Source organism: Mycobacterium sp. NTMscope_Eco_3, assembly GCF_976985685.1.
In genome coordinates this window covers 4,446,862-4,460,156 of sequence record NZ_CDRJYZ010000001.1, presented here as the reverse complement: position 1 = coordinate 4,460,156, position 13,295 = coordinate 4,446,862, and the positions used below count along the sequence as shown (strand labels likewise).

At 67.9% G+C, this 13,295-nt stretch carries 16 protein-coding genes; 8 read left to right on the top strand and 8 right to left on the bottom strand.

Translation table 11 applies throughout. From position 1 onward, the window contains the following. Positions 1-123 precede the first annotated feature (123 nt). Genes rfbC through AC0KTM_RS20540 form a run of 6 tightly spaced genes read right to left on the bottom strand, consistent with a single transcriptional unit; the run spans position 124 to position 6,700 of the window. Positions 124-741, bottom strand: coding sequence for a dTDP-4-dehydrorhamnose 3,5-epimerase (gene rfbC / locus AC0KTM_RS20565; RefSeq protein WP_472416520.1), 618 nt, complete (start codon positions 739-741; stop codon positions 124-126). 1 nt (position 742) lies between these two features. Further along, positions 743-1,738, bottom strand: a complete 996-nt coding sequence (gene rfbB, locus AC0KTM_RS20560; RefSeq protein WP_472416518.1) for a dTDP-glucose 4,6-dehydratase — start codon at positions 1,736-1,738, stop codon at positions 743-745. Between the two features lie 27 nt (positions 1,739-1,765). Beyond that, positions 1,766-2,632, bottom strand: coding sequence for an LLM class F420-dependent oxidoreductase (locus tag AC0KTM_RS20555; protein ID WP_472416516.1), 867 nt, complete (start codon positions 2,630-2,632; stop codon positions 1,766-1,768). Positions 2,633-2,651: 19 nt separating this feature from the next. After that, positions 2,652-3,500 carry an LLM class F420-dependent oxidoreductase gene (locus AC0KTM_RS20550; protein WP_472416514.1) on the bottom strand — a complete coding sequence of 283 codons (849 nt, stop codon included), beginning with the start codon at positions 3,498-3,500 and terminating at the stop codon, positions 2,652-2,654. Positions 3,501-3,536: 36 nt separating this feature from the next. After that, positions 3,537-5,060 carry an ATP-binding protein gene (locus AC0KTM_RS20545; RefSeq protein ID WP_472416512.1) on the bottom strand — a complete coding sequence of 508 codons (1,524 nt, stop codon included), beginning with the start codon at positions 5,058-5,060 and terminating at the stop codon, positions 3,537-3,539. A gap of 8 nt (positions 5,061-5,068) precedes the next feature. Continuing rightward, positions 5,069-6,700 carry an NAD(P)/FAD-dependent oxidoreductase gene (locus AC0KTM_RS20540; protein WP_225328711.1) on the bottom strand — a complete coding sequence of 544 codons (1,632 nt, stop codon included), beginning with the start codon at positions 6,698-6,700 and terminating at the stop codon, positions 5,069-5,071. A gap of 305 nt (positions 6,701-7,005) precedes the next feature. Between AC0KTM_RS20540 and infA the strand changes: the two genes are divergently transcribed. The 8 genes from infA (at position 7,006) to truA (ending at position 11,695) form a co-directional block, all read left to right on the top strand. Continuing rightward, complete coding sequence (gene infA, locus AC0KTM_RS20535; RefSeq protein ID WP_003418601.1) at positions 7,006-7,227, top strand: translation initiation factor IF-1; 222 nt, start codon at positions 7,006-7,008, stop codon at positions 7,225-7,227. Between the two features lie 50 nt (positions 7,228-7,277). Further along, positions 7,278-7,391 (top strand): 50S ribosomal protein L36, encoded by a 114-nt coding sequence (rpmJ, locus tag AC0KTM_RS20530; RefSeq protein ID WP_003879483.1) that lies wholly within the window; start codon positions 7,278-7,280, stop codon positions 7,389-7,391. Between the two features lie 174 nt (positions 7,392-7,565). Continuing rightward, positions 7,566-7,940 carry a 30S ribosomal protein S13 gene (gene rpsM / locus AC0KTM_RS20525; RefSeq protein WP_066880444.1) on the top strand — a complete coding sequence of 125 codons (375 nt, stop codon included), beginning with the start codon at positions 7,566-7,568 and terminating at the stop codon, positions 7,938-7,940. A gap of 6 nt (positions 7,941-7,946) precedes the next feature. Beyond that, a complete protein-coding gene (gene rpsK / locus AC0KTM_RS20520; RefSeq protein WP_225328703.1) occupies positions 7,947-8,363 on the top strand; it encodes a 30S ribosomal protein S11 in 417 nt (138 codons plus the stop codon). A 9-nt stretch (positions 8,364-8,372) separates the two neighbouring features. Continuing rightward, on the top strand, positions 8,373-8,978 hold the full coding sequence (gene rpsD / locus AC0KTM_RS20515; RefSeq protein WP_067171969.1) for a 30S ribosomal protein S4: 606 nt from the start codon (positions 8,373-8,375) through the stop codon (positions 8,976-8,978). Positions 8,979-9,053: 75 nt separating this feature from the next. After that, complete coding sequence (locus tag AC0KTM_RS20510; RefSeq protein ID WP_008260253.1) at positions 9,054-10,097, top strand: DNA-directed RNA polymerase subunit alpha; 1,044 nt, start codon at positions 9,054-9,056, stop codon at positions 10,095-10,097. A 115-nt stretch (positions 10,098-10,212) separates the two neighbouring features. Further along, positions 10,213-10,857 carry a 50S ribosomal protein L17 gene (rplQ, locus tag AC0KTM_RS20505; protein ID WP_225328704.1) on the top strand — a complete coding sequence of 215 codons (645 nt, stop codon included), beginning with the start codon at positions 10,213-10,215 and terminating at the stop codon, positions 10,855-10,857. Continuing rightward, entirely contained in the window at positions 10,844-11,695 is an 852-nt protein-coding gene (gene truA, locus AC0KTM_RS20500) for a tRNA pseudouridine(38-40) synthase TruA (protein ID WP_238957382.1), read from the top strand. The genes rplQ and truA overlap by 14 nt, the downstream gene beginning before the upstream one ends. Here the strand turns inward: truA and AC0KTM_RS20495 are convergent. Both AC0KTM_RS20495 and AC0KTM_RS20490 read right to left on the bottom strand, forming a co-directional pair. Continuing rightward, positions 11,692-12,327, bottom strand: a complete 636-nt coding sequence (locus AC0KTM_RS20495) for a cutinase family protein (protein WP_308193071.1) — start codon at positions 12,325-12,327, stop codon at positions 11,692-11,694. The genes truA and AC0KTM_RS20495 overlap by 4 nt on opposite strands. 42 nt (positions 12,328-12,369) lie before the next feature. After that, a complete protein-coding gene (locus AC0KTM_RS20490; RefSeq protein WP_225328705.1) occupies positions 12,370-13,248 on the bottom strand; it encodes a cutinase family protein in 879 nt (292 codons plus the stop codon). Positions 13,249-13,295: the final 47 nt, after the last annotated feature.

Genomic DNA, 13,295 nt, shown 5'->3' with positions numbered 1-13,295 from the left:
AACGTTAATAGATATACGTCTAATAGGCAGGTCAGCCGGCGAAAACAATTTCACGCGCCGCGAGCACGAAGAATGGTGCGGGATAACGCACGTCGCCGCAATGGGCGGCGCCGATCACCCGCGTCAATTCGTGGGCTTCGTCCGCAAACCGTCGATGAACGCCTGCGTCTCCTCCCAGGTGGGAAGCAGGCCGGAGGCGCGCACTTCGTCGAAGCTGGGGGCCGCGGCATCGCGGTCGGACAGGTTCGGCGGTGCGCCGCCCACCAGTGGCCAATCGATTCCCAGCGCCGGATCGGTTGCGCAAATCGTGTGTTCGCGTTGCGGGTTGTATTCCGCCGAGCACAGATACATCACCGTCGAATCGTCTTGCAATGCCAGGAATCCGTGTCCGAGGCCTTCGGAGAGGTAAATCGTCCTGTGCTCGGTGTCGTCGAGCAGCACCGAGTCCCACTGTCCGAATGTCGGTGAGCCCACCCGGATGTCGACGACGACGTCGAATACCGCGCCGCGCACGCAGGTCACGTACTTGGCCTGGCTCGGCGGTACCTCGGCGAAATGCAGTCCGCGCAGTACGCCCGCCGATGACACCGAGCAATTGGCCTGCCGGACGTCCAGCCGGTGACCGGCGAAGGAGCTGAATCCCTTGTCGGTGAGCCATTCGAAGAAATGGCCGCGCGAATCGCCATGAACGGCGGGGGTGATCTCCCAGGCCCCGGGGATCTTCAGTTCGCGAACTTTCACGTCACTGCCCACGCTCTTCGTAGCGGGCTTCCGAGGCGTCTTTCAACGGACGCCACCACGATTCGTTCGCGCGATACCAGTCGATGGTCTCACGCAGCCCCTCCTCGAAATCGGTATGCTTTGGCGCCCAACACAATTCGTCGTACAGCGTCGACGGGTCGATGGCGTAGCGCAGGTCGTGGCCGGCGCGATCGGTGACGTGGTCGAAATCGTCGGGTTCGCGGCCCATCATCTGCAGCAGCGTCCGCAAGACGGTCAGGTTGTCGCGCTCGCCCTCGGAGCTGATCAAATACGTGCGACCGATCTCGCCCTTTTCGAGGATGCGCCGCACCGCGCTGTTGTGGTCGTCGACGTGGATCCAGTCGCGGACGTTGGCGCCGGCGCCGTACAGCTTGGGCCGCCGCCCGGTGAGCACGTTGGTGATCTGTCGCGGAATGAACTTCTCGACGTGCTGATACGGCCCGTAGTTGTTGGAGCAGTTCGAGATCGTCGCGCGCACCCCGTACGACCGCACCCAGGCCCGCACCAGCATGTCGGCGGCGGCCTTGGTCGCCGAATACGGGCTGGACGGGTTGTACGGCGTCGCCTCGGTGAACCGCTGGGGGTCGTCGAGCTCCAGGTCGCCGTAGACCTCGTCGGTCGAGATGTGGTGCAGCCGCACACCGTAACGTCGCACCGCTTCGAGGATGGTGAAGGTGCCGACCACATTGGTGTGCAGGAACGGCTCCGGGCCCTCGAGCGCATTGTCGACGTGGCTCTCCGCGGCGAAATGCACCACGGCGTCGGATTCGGCGACCAGCCGCGACACCAGGTCGGCGTCGGTGATGTCGCCGACGACCAACTCGATGGCGTCCTCGACGCCGGCCAGCGACTCGCGCCGGCCCGCGTAGGTCAGGGCATCGAGCACGGTCACGGAGTCCTCGGGATGCTCGCGAACGGTGCTGTGCACGAAATTGCCGCCGATGAAACCAGCGCCGCCGGTGACCAGTAACCGCATGCCCCAAACCCTAACCGAGCCGATCGGTCAGTTTGTGGCAGTTAGCCCCAGAGCGCCGGCCAATTCGGTCAGCGCAGGTAGCAGCGTTTCTTCGGAATAGCCGCCCAGAACCTGGATGGCCACGTGGTCGGCTCCGGCGTCCAGATGCTCGCGCAGCCGGGCCGCGATCGCCTCGGGGGTGCCGTGGGCGACCACCGCGTCGATCAGCCTGTCGCTGCCGGGCGCGCGCACGTCGGCCTCGGTGAACCCCAGCCGCAGCCAATTGTTCACGTAGTTGCTCAGGCCCAGGTAATGCTCGACGGTCTGGCGGCCGACCTCGCGGGCGCGCTCGGCGTCCGTGCTCAGCACCACCTTGTGCTCGGGCGCCAAAAACACTGCCCCGCCGAGCAATTCGCGCGCCTTGGCCGTGTGCTCCGGGGTGGTCAGGTAGGGGTGCGCGCCCGCGCTGCGCTGCGCGGCGAGGCGCAGCACCCGCGGCCCGAGGGCAGCGACCACCCGACGGCTGGTCGGCACCAGGGCCGCGTCGAGCTCGTCGAGATAGGAGACCAGGGCGTCGTACGGCTTGACGTACTCCTGGGTGTGCTCGGGGTGGCCGACGCCGACGCCGAGCAAAAACCTTCCCGGGTGGCCGGTTTCGATGCGGTGGAACGCCTCGGCGACCGCCGGGGCCGGCGCCGACCAGATGTTGACGATTCCGGTGGCCAGGCGCAGCGACGTCGTCCGCGCCAGCGCCGGATCGGCCCAGGACAGGCCCGCATCCGGCGAGCCGCCGATCCAGGCGGCGCCGTAGCCCAGCGATTCGATCCCCGCGGCCAGCTCGGGGGCGATGGATCTGGTCGGCAGCCACACGCCGAGCTGGCCCAGGTCGGGCTTGAGCGAAACTCCCTCGGTCATTCAGCTCCCCTGCGAGTGGTCAGGACGGATTCAATCCCAGTGGCCCCGCCAGTTCGGCCAGCGCCGAGACGAGGTTTTCATCCTTCGTCAGGACCTGCACGGGGACGTGATCGGCGCCGGCCTCGAGATGTTCGGAGAGCCGCGCCGCGATCTGGTCCGCGGTGCCATAGGCCACGACCGCGTCCACCAGCCGGTCGCTGCCCGGCCGGGTGACCTCGTCCTCGCCGAAACCCAGCCGCTTCCAGTTGTTTCGGTAGTTGGCGAGATTGAAATAGACGTCGAGCGCCTTGCGGCCGACCGCCCGGGCCTTCTCGGCGTCGGTGGTCAGAATCGCCTTGTGCTCGGGGGCGAGGAAAGCCGACGGGCCGATGATCTCGCGGGCCCGCGCGGTGTGTTCCGGCGTGGTCAGGTAGGGGTGCGCCCCGGCGGAGCGCTCCGCGGACAACTTGAGGACGCGCGGGCCGAGCGCGGCGACGACCCGGCGGTTGGCGGGCACCCCGTAGTCATCGAGCTGCTTCAGATAGTCCGCCAGGGCGTCGTAGGGCTTGCGGTACTCGGTGTGGGCCTCGGGATGGCCGACGCCGATGCCGAGCAGGAAGCGTCCCGGGTAGGCCGCCTCGATGCGGTGGAAGGATTCGGCCACCGGCTTGGCGGCTGCGGTCCAGATGTTGACGATGCCGGTGCCCACCTGCAGCGTCGTCGTCGCTTCCAGGAGGGGTTCGACCCAGGCCAGCTCGGCGGGCGGCGAACCGCCGACCCAGACGGCCCCGTAGCCCAGCGCCTCGATGTCCTTGGCCTGCTGGGGTGTGACGCCGCGTCCGAACGATCCGAACCGGCCGAGATCGGGCTTGCTTGGTGCATCGGTCATGGTGTTCCCAACCGGGCGCGGTGCGGCCCTATTCCACTATTCCGGCGCTGCGATGTCCTCATCGAGGTCGGCGACGGCGACGCCGGCGGCGGGCGGCTCCAGCGGCAGCAGCACGATGAATCGGGTGTCGCCGGGCGCCGATTCCACCCGGAGGTCCCCGCGGTGCTTCTTGACGACGATGTTGAACGCCAGGTCCAGGCCCAACCCGGTGCCTTCGCCGAAGGGTTTGGTGGTGAAGAACGGCTCGAAGATGTGCTCGCGCACGTCCTCGGGGATGCCGGACCCGGTGTCGCAGATCTCGATGCGGGCCAGGCTGTCGCCTTCCCGGCAGGTGCGGATGGTCAGAGTGCCGCCGGTGTCGCGCATCGCGGCGATCGCGTTGTCGATGATGTTGGTCCACACCTGGTTGAGATCGCCCGGATAGCACGGGATTTCGGGAAGCGACTGGTCGAAATCCTTGACCACGGTGACGGCGTGTGAGTTTCTGGCGGCCCCGTCCTTGGTCAACCGGTCGGCGAACATCACCAGCGTGCTGCGCAGCAGATCGTGCACGTTGGTCACCTGGAACGGGGCCCGATCCATCTGCGAATACTGCTTGGCGTCGGCGACCAGCGCCGAAATCCGTTTGCTGGCTTCCAGAATCTGATTCATCAGCAGCTCGCTCTCGATGGTGTAGTTGATCCATCGGATCGCCTGCTCCGCCGATGTCGACGCGAGCTCCTCGCTCACCGCGGAGATCCGCTCCAGCCAATCGGTGTCGATGCCGCCCTCCACGAACGTCGGCGCGATGTCCCAGCCGCCGTCGATGCCGTGCTCTTCGAGCCAGTCGCCGACGGCGTCCTCGCGGTCGGAGGTCTCGAGCGCGCTCAAATGCTGCGAGGCGGACTTGGCGACCTGCTCGGCGACCCTCTCCTGCAGCCGCACCAGGGCGCTGAGCGCCTCGGGGGAGACGGTGCCGTCGGCGAGCATCGCCAGCTTGTGCCGCATGCTGGCCACCCGTTCGCGCAGATCCGACGCGGCCCGCGCGATCGCCGCCGCCGGGTTGTTGAGCTGATGGGTCAGCCCGGCCGACAACCGGCCCAGCGCCAACAGCTTCTCCCGGTTGTCGATGATCCGGCGGGTCCGGTCGGTGCCGACGGCGATGCCGTCGAGCAGGTGGACGGCCATCGGGAACTGGTCCTTCATGAACCGGGCGAAGACCGGCGCGTCCATCACGAAGAACCGCGACGGCCGGGTGACGTGCACCGAGGCGTCGTAACTCTTCTGCTTCCCGCCGGTGAACGCCCGCCAGGCCCCGCAGTACACGCCGCGCTGCGAGGTGCGGTTGGTTTCGATGTCCTGGCCGCCGGAGAGCTTGGACATCATCAGCTCGCCCTCGATCAGCACGTAGAAGCAGGTGGCGGGTTCGCCCTCGACGCAGATCGGGCCCGGTTCGTAGTTTTCGATGTGGCCCGCCGCGCACAACACCGCAAGCTGCTCGTCGGTGAGCGCCTCGAACAAAAACAGGCTGCGCAGCTCGTCGGGCTCGCAGGGGACCTTGATGGATTCGGCGCCGGCCATCGCCCCTCCTAGCTCTCGGCCAGGTAGCGGTGGACCAGCATCACGGCCATCGACCCTTCACCGACGGCGGCCGCGACCCGCTTGGCCGACGTCGAGCGGACGTCGCCGGTGGCGAACACCCCCGGCACGCTGGTCTCCAGGTGGTGCGGCGGACGGTCCAGCGTCCAGCCGCACACGTTGCGCAGGTCCGGGCCGGTCAGGATGAAGCCGTGGTCGTCGCGCGCCAGCACGCCGTCCAGCCAGTCGGTGCGCGGGGCGGCCCCGATGAAGATGAACATCCGGCCGCAGGTGACGTCCTCGGTTTCGCCGGTCCGGTTGTTGACCAGGCTCAGCTGCTCGAGGTGGCCGTCGCCGGTGGCGCGCTGCACCTCGGTGCAGGTCAGCACGTTGATCTTGGGGTTGGCCTCGATCTGCTGGATCAGGTAGTGGGACATCGACGCCTCCAGCGAGGGCGCGCGCACCACGATGTTGACCGACTTGGCCGTCCGCGACAGGTACATGGCGGCCTGCCCGGCCGAGTTGGCCCCGCCGATCACGTAGACCTCTTCGCCTTCGCACTCCGAGGCGATGGAGACCGCCGCCCCGTAGTGGACGCCGCAGCCGGTCAGCTCCGCGCATCCCTCGGCGTCCAGCTGGCGATAGGCGACGCCGGTGGCCAGGATGACCGCGTGCGCGTCGATCGAGCCGCCGTCGGCGAGGCGCACGGTGCGCTTGGACCCGTTCACCTCGAGGGCGGTGGCCTTGCGGGCGGTGATCAGTTCGGCGCCGAACTTTTCGGCCTGCCGGCGGGCCCGGTCTGCCAGCTGGCCGCCCGAAACCCCGTCCGGGAAGCCCAGGTAGTTCTCGATGCGCGAGCTCTGCCCGGCCTGACCGCCCGTCGCGGTGTGCTCGATGAGCACGGTGCGCAGCCCCTCGGAGGCGCCGTACACGGCGGCGGCCAGGCCCGCGGGCCCGCCGCCGACCACGATCAGGTCGTAGAACTCCTGCGACGGTGTGGTGGTCAGGCCCAGGGTCTCGGCCAGCTGCGCGTCGGTGGGCTCGACGAGGGTGTCGCCGCGCTGGGTGACGACCACCGGCAGCCGCAGGCCGTCCTCGCCGGCGGCGCCCAGCAGCCGCTCGCCGGCGGGCTCGTCGGCCATGAACCAGCTGTAGTAGAGGCCGTTGCGGGCCAGGAAGTCGCGCACCTGCCAGGACCGCGCCGACCAGCGGTGCCCGATCACCTTGGTGTGCGGGATGGGGTGCTCGGGCGCGGCCCGCCAGGCGTCCAGCAGCCCGTCGATGACGGGGTAGAACTTCTCCTCCGGCGGGTCCCACGGTTTGAGCAGGTAGTGGTCCAGGTCGACGACGTTGATCGCATCGATGGCCGCGTGGGTGTCGGCGTAGGCGGTGAGCAGCACCCGGCGCGCCGCCGGATACAGGTCCATCGCCTGCTCGAGGAACTCGATGCCGCTCATCTGCGGCATCCGGTAGTCCGCGATGAGCAGCGCCACCGTCTCGCCGCGCAGTTTGAGCTCCTTGAGGGTGCCGAGCGCGTCGGGCCCCGACTCCGCGCGCACGATCCGGTGGTCCTCGCCGTAGTGGCGACGCAGATCGCGCGCGACGGCCCGCGAAACCGACGGATCGTCGTCGACGGTGAGCATGACGGGCTTGCGCTGCGGTGCGGTGTCTGCGGGGCGTGCGGGTGTATTCACTGGCGTTAAGTATGCGCTCGTCAGCGGGCGTGTGGGAGGTCGAGCGGGCGGCCCCGCGTTCCACCCACAGCGATTTTGGTGGTGGCCGATGACCAGGTATCGTGGAACGACGGTGCGACCTCCGCGCCGACTTTTTGTGTGTCCAGTCCTAGGAATGTCCTGTCACCGGCTCACGTTGCAAGTCGGTGTGCCATGTCGCGCCGGTCTGGGCGCAGACGACAACGAGACTAAATGACGAGGATTCTTAACTAGTTATGGCCAAGAAAGACGGCGCCATCGAGGTCGAAGGCCGCGTGGTCGAGCCGCTGCCCAATGCGATGTTTCGCATTGAGCTGGAGAACGGTCACAAGGTGCTTGCCCACATCAGCGGCAAAATGCGGCAGCACTACATCCGCATCCTGCCGGAGGACCGGGTGGTGGTGGAGTTGTCTCCCTACGACCTGTCCCGGGGCCGCATCGTGTACCGGTACAAGTAACAAGCCCGATCAGAACAACCTACGAATAGACAGAACAGGATCGAACAGCCGTGAAGGTGAACCCGAGCGTCAAGCCAATCTGTGACAAGTGCAGGGTGATCCGTCGGCACGGGCGGGTCATGGTGATCTGCTCCGATCCGCGCCACAAGCAGCGTCAGGGCTGATGCCGCCGCGCCGTTGAGGTGCCCCGCGCTACCAACACCACAACTGAATGCAGACCTCCCAGTACCACTGAGCGAATACGTCGCTCACTCACGCCCGGACGGAGGCCGGGCCCCGGATAGATCGGGAACGGACTGGGATCAGACCTCCGCCTAGAAAAAGAGGAAACGCCACCTATGGCTCGACTAGTAGGCGTCGATCTGCCGCGTGACAAGCGGATGGAGATCGCGCTGACTTACATTTTCGGCGTCGGCCGGACCCGTTCGAACGAGATTCTGGAAGCGACGGGGATCGACAGGAACCTGCGCACCAGGGACCTCACCGACGACCAGCTGACCCACCTGCGTGACTACATCGAAGCCAACCTGAAGGTGGAGGGTGACCTGCGCCGCGAGGTCCAGGCCGACATCCGCCGCAAGATCGAGATCGGCTGCTACCAGGGCCTGCGGCACCGCCGTGGCCTGCCGGTGCGCGGCCAGCGGACCAAGACCAACGCGCGCACCCGCAAGGGGCCCAAGCGCACCATCGCCGGCAAGAAGAAGGCCAGGTAATCAGCCATGCCACCAGCCAAGAAGGCAGCGTCCGCCCCCAAGAAGGGGCAGAAGACCCGTCGCCGGGAAAAGAAGAACGTCCCGCACGGCGCGGCGCACATCAAGAGCACCTTCAACAACACGATCGTGACGATCACCGACCTGCAGGGCAACGTCATCGCCTGGGCGTCGTCGGGCCACGTCGGGTTCAAGGGCTCGCGGAAGTCGACGCCGTTCGCCGCGCAGCTGGCCGCCGAGAACGCCGCGCGCAAGGCGCAGGAGCACGGCGTCAAGAAGGTCGACGTGTTCGTCAAGGGCCCGGGCTCGGGCCGGGAGACGGCGATCCGGTCGCTGCAGGCCGCCGGTCTGGAGGTCGGCGCGATCTCCGACGTCACCCCCCAGCCGCACAACGGCGTTCGCCCCCCGAAGCGCAGAAGGGTCTAGGAGATACTCATGGCTCGTTACACCGGACCCATCACCCGCAAGTCGCGCCGGCTGCGCACCGACCTCGTCGGTGGCGACCAGGCGTTCGAGAAGCGTCCCTACCCGCCCGGCCAGCACGGCCGCGCGCGGATCAAGGAAAGCGAATACCTGCTGCAGCTGCAGGAGAAGCAGAAGGCCCGCTTCACCTATGGCGTGATGGAAAAGCAGTTCCGTCGCTACTACGAAGAGGCCGTGCGGCAATCCGGCAAGACCGGTGAAGAGCTGCTGCGGATCCTGGAAAGCCGGCTCGACAACGTCGTGTACCGCGCCGGGCTGGCGCGTACCCGCCGGATGGCCCGCCAGCTGGTCAGCCACGGCCACTTCAGCGTCAACGGCGTGCACGTGAACGTCCCCAGCTACCGGGTGTCGCAGTACGACATCATCGACGTGCGGGACTCCTCGCTGAACACCGTGCCGTTCCAGATCGCGCGGGAGACGGCGGGCGACCGGCCGATCCCGAGCTGGCTGCAGGTCGTGGGGGAGCGTCAGCGCATCCTCGTCCACCAGCTGCCCGAGCGGGCCCAGATCGACGTGCCGCTCACCGAGCAGCTCATCGTCGAGTTCTACTCGAAGTAAGTGACTTTCGGGCCGGCCGGCCCGAAAACCTAACGGCATCAAATAGCGGGTGCCGAGAAGGAGAAGAAGAACACCATGCTGATCTCTCAGCGACCCACACTGTCGGAGGAAGTCCTCACCGACAACCGCTCCCAGTTCGTCATCGAGCCGCTGGAGCCGGGATTCGGTTACACCCTGGGCAATTCGCTGCGGCGGACGCTGCTGTCCTCGATTCCGGGCGCGGCCGTCACCAGCATCCGCATCGACGGCGTGCTGCACGAGTTCACCACTGTGCCCGGCGTCAAAGAAGACGTCACCGCCATCATCTTGAACCTCAAGAGCCTGGTGGTGTCCTCCGAGGAGGACGAGCCCGTCACGATGTACCTGCGCAAGCAGGGCCCGGGTGAGGTCACCGCGGGCGACATCGTGCCCCCGGCCGGCGTGACGGTGCACAACCCCGACCTGCACATCGCGACGCTGAACGACAAGGGCAAGCTCGAGGTCGAGCTGGTCGTCGAGCGTGGCCGTGGCTACGTGCCGGCCGTTCAGAACCGGGCATCGGGCGCCGAAATCGGCCGCATCCCAGTCGATTCCATCTACTCGCCGGTGCTCAAGGTCACCTACAAGGTGGACGCCACCCGTGTCGAGCAGCGCACCGACTTCGACAAGCTGATCCTCGACGTCGAGACCAAGAGCTCGATCAATCCCCGCGATGCGCTGGCGTCGGCGGGTAAGACCCTGGTCGAATTGTTCGGTCTGGCACGCGAACTCAACGTCGAGGCCGAGGGCATCGAGATCGGGCCGTCGCCGGCGGAGGCCGACCACATCGCGTCGTTCGCGCTGCCGATCGACGACCTGGACCTGACGGTGCGGTCCTACAACTGCCTCAAGCGCGAGGGTGTGCACACCGTCGGCGAGCTGGTGTCGCGCACCGAGTCCGACCTGCTGGACATCCGCAACTTCGGTCAGAAGTCCATCGACGAGGTGAAGGTCAAGCTGCACCAGCTGGGCCTGTCGCTCAAGGACAGCCCGGCGAGCTTCGACCCCTCGCAGGTCGCGGGCTACGACGTCGCCACGGGCACCTGGTCCACCGAGGCCGCCTACGACGACCAGGACTACGCGGAAACCGAACAGCTGTAAGGCCGTCCGGTGACGATGCGGCCGTGCGGCGGCCGCTGAGGAACCGGACACCGATAACAGAAGCCGTCCCGGTCCTACCTGATACGGGGACCGGCCCCAATTAGGAGAAGTCGCAATGCCCAAGCCCACCAAGGGTCCTCGCCTCGGCGGGTCGTCATCGCACCAGAAGGCGCTTCTGGCCAACCTGGCGACGTCGCTGTTCGAGCACGGCCGGATCAAGACGACCGAGCCCAAGGCGCGTGCGCTGCGGCCGTATGCGGAAAAGCTGATCACGCACGCGAAAAAGGGTGCGCTGCACAACCGTCGAGAGGTTCTGAAGAAGATCCGCGACAAGGACGTGGTGCACACCCTCTTCGAGGAGATCGGGCCGTTCTTCGCCGACCGCAACGGCGGCTACACGCGGATCATCAAGGTCGAGCCGCGCAAGGGCGACAACGCGCCCATGGCCGTGATCGAGTTGGTGCGGGAGAAGACGGTCACCTCCGAGGCCGATCGGGCTCGGCGGGCGAAGGCCTCCAAGAAGACTGACGCTCCTGTCGCGGCAGCGGCGGCGCCTCAGGCGGCCGTCGAGCCGGAGGAAGCCGTCGGCCCGACGGCCGGGGAAGCCACGGCCGAGGCCGAGGAAACCAACGCCCAAGAGGCCTCCGACGAGCCGACCAAGGCCCAGGCCGAAGCCGAAGACAAGGCCGACAAGGCCGTCGCCGCAAGAGCCGAAGCCGAGGCCGCCGAGAAGGCGAACGACGAGGCTGACGAGAGTTAGCGAGGACGTCCGTCTGCGGCTCGATATCGCCTACGACGGAACAGGTTTCGCAGGCTGGGCAGCTCAGACCGGCCAGCGTACCGTGGCCGGGGTTCTCGACGAGGCGCTGACGACCGTCTTTCGCACGCCGGTGCGGCTGCGCGCGGCGGGTCGCACGGATGCGGGGGTCCACGCCACCGGGCAGGTGGCCCACGTCGATGTGCCGGCCGCGGCGCTGCCGAACGCGTATTCGCGTACGCCACACGCCGGTGAGGCCGAGTTTCTGCCGTTGCTGCGCCGGCTGGGCCGCTTCTTGCCCACCGACGTCCGGGTGATCGAGATCGCCCGCGCCCCCGCGGGTTTCGACGCCCGGTTCTCCGCGCTGCGACGTCACTATGTGTACCGGCTGTCGACGGCGCCGTGGGGCGTGCAGCCGCAGCAGGCCCGCTACGTCACCGCCTGGCCGCGCCCCCTGGACGTCGAGGCGATGACCGCCGCCTCGCGGGACCTGTTGGGATTGCACGACTTCGCCGCGTTCTGCCGGCACCGCGAGAACGCCACCACCATCCGCGACCTGCAGCGGCTGGAGTGGACGCGCGACGGTGACTCGATCACCGCGCGGGTCAGCGCCGACGCGTTCTGCTGGTCGATGGTGCGCTCACTGGTCGGAGCGCTGCTGGCGGTCGGCGAACACCGGCGTCCCGTCTCCTGGTGCCGCGAACTGCTCGGCGCCACAGCACGATCCAGCGACTACGCGACCGCCCCGGCGCACGGGCTGACGCTGGTCGGCGTCGACTACCCGCCCGATGACCAGCTGGCCGCGCGCAACCTCATCACCAGGGACGTGCGCTCGCACTAGACCCTCGCCGCGGCGAAACTCGCGGCCTTGTTGGTCAGTCCGGGCACGTAGCTCAGATGCGACGCCCACCGCAGGCCGCCCGAACAGATCGGGTCGCCCGGGTTGCACAGGTCGATGGTCTTGCCGTCGAAATTGGGGCTCAGCGCGCTCATCAGGTTGCCCGCCCGGCCCGACGGATTCCCGAAGAGGGCGACGGCGGCGACGTGATCGGCGGCCGCGGGCGGCAGCGGCTTGCGAAACCCGAGGCCGGACACCGGTGCGGCCGTGACGATGTCGATGACGGCGGCGCCCTGCGAGTATCCGCCCAGCACCAGCTTGGTGTTGGGGCAGTTCACCGCCATGCGCTGGATGTGGCTGCTGGCGTCATTGGCGCCGTCCGCGGCGGCCAGGAAGTCTTTGTCGGCCGGGTAGTTCACGCCATATGCGCCAACGCTTTTGCGGGTCTGCTCGCGCAACGAGCTGACGAACGCCCCGCCCACCTTCCCGACACCGGGCGCCTCATCCGTTCCGCGGGCAAAGACCACTTCTACGCCGGGGCAGGACGCCGATGCGCGGGGAACCAATTGCGGGGCAACCAATAACGCTGCCCCCGCGAGCAATCCGACGCCCAGCCCTAAAGGGATAAGCCTCACACAGAGATGTTAAGCGCGCGTTGATAACCCGCCGGTAACGATTTAGACGAGAGGTGCTTGCGGTACGGTCGTGGCCGGCCCGGGCGCCAGCGGTGCGGGGGCCGGGGCGGTGCCGGTGCCGCCGTGGATCGAGGGGCCCGACCCGGGCGGGGTCTGCCCGTACACCGGAGTCTGCTGGCCGTATCCGGGCTGGCCCGGGACCTGCGGGCCGGCGCCCGGGAAGGACGGGCCGTAGCCGGGCACCGACTGGCCGGCGCCCACGAGCTTGGACGCGACGAACGCCGCGGCCTGGGTGGTGTAGACGGGCACATAGCCCTCGGTGTGCCCGCTCCACTCGTTGCCGGGGCCGGCGTGGCAGATCGGGTCGTTGGGGTTGCACAAGTCGATGGCCTTGGAGCCCAGCAGCGCGCTCTGGCTGGGCAGCGTGCCGCCGGCGCGGTCGGCCACGTCGCCGAAGGTGGCGACGGCCGCGATGTTGTTGGCGTACTGCGGCGGCAGCGAGCTGCCCCAGTTGATGCCGCCGATGGGGACGCCGGCCACGATGTCCATCACCGACGCGCCCTGCGAGTAGCCGCCGAGCACGATCTTGGTGCTCGGGCACTTCTCCACGCTCTTCTTCACGCGATCGATGGTGTCGTTGGCGCCGTCACCGCCGTGCAGCTGCAGCTTGCTGGCGGCGTAGTTCACCCCGTACGGCAGGATGTTCAAGTTGGTCTGCTGGCGCAGCGAGTCCACGAAGGCATCGCCGACCCGGCCCAGGCCGGGGGGCTCGTTGGTGCCGCGGGCGAAGATGACCTCGACGTCCGGGCAGTCATCGGCGGAGGCCACCGGGAGCGCGACCGGCGTGGCGAGCAGGCCTGCGGCGGTGACCAGGGCGGAAGCGCCCAAGCCGATGAGGCGAGCGGCGCGGTGAGTTTTCACCGGGCAATTTTACCCAATTTCCGCCGCGGCGAAACTCCTGCGACCTG

Excerpts from the sequence above, each read along its gene's own strand:
- rfbB (WP_472416518.1), bottom strand. The coding sequence starts at position 1,738 with ATGCGGTTACTGGTCACCGGCGGCGCTGGTTTCATCGGCGGCAATTTC.
- AC0KTM_RS20555 (WP_472416516.1), bottom strand. The coding sequence starts at position 2,632 with ATGACCGAGGGAGTTTCGCTCAAGCCCGACCTGGGCCAGCTCGGCGTG.
- AC0KTM_RS20550 (WP_472416514.1), bottom strand. The coding sequence starts at position 3,500 with ATGACCGATGCACCAAGCAAGCCCGATCTCGGCCGGTTCGGATCGTTC.
- AC0KTM_RS20545 (WP_472416512.1), bottom strand. The coding sequence starts at position 5,060 with ATGGCCGGCGCCGAATCCATCAAGGTCCCCTGCGAGCCCGACGAGCTG.
- AC0KTM_RS20540 (WP_225328711.1), bottom strand. The coding sequence starts at position 6,700 with ATGCTCACCGTCGACGACGATCCGTCGGTTTCGCGGGCCGTCGCGCGC.
- infA (WP_003418601.1), top strand. The coding sequence starts at position 7,006 with ATGGCCAAGAAAGACGGCGCCATCGAGGTCGAAGGCCGCGTGGTCGAG.
- rpsM (WP_066880444.1), top strand. The coding sequence starts at position 7,566 with ATGGCTCGACTAGTAGGCGTCGATCTGCCGCGTGACAAGCGGATGGAG.
- rpsK (WP_225328703.1), top strand. The coding sequence starts at position 7,947 with ATGCCACCAGCCAAGAAGGCAGCGTCCGCCCCCAAGAAGGGGCAGAAG.
- rpsD (WP_067171969.1), top strand. The coding sequence starts at position 8,373 with ATGGCTCGTTACACCGGACCCATCACCCGCAAGTCGCGCCGGCTGCGC.
- AC0KTM_RS20510 (WP_008260253.1), top strand. The coding sequence starts at position 9,054 with ATGCTGATCTCTCAGCGACCCACACTGTCGGAGGAAGTCCTCACCGAC.
- rplQ (WP_225328704.1), top strand. The coding sequence starts at position 10,213 with ATGCCCAAGCCCACCAAGGGTCCTCGCCTCGGCGGGTCGTCATCGCAC.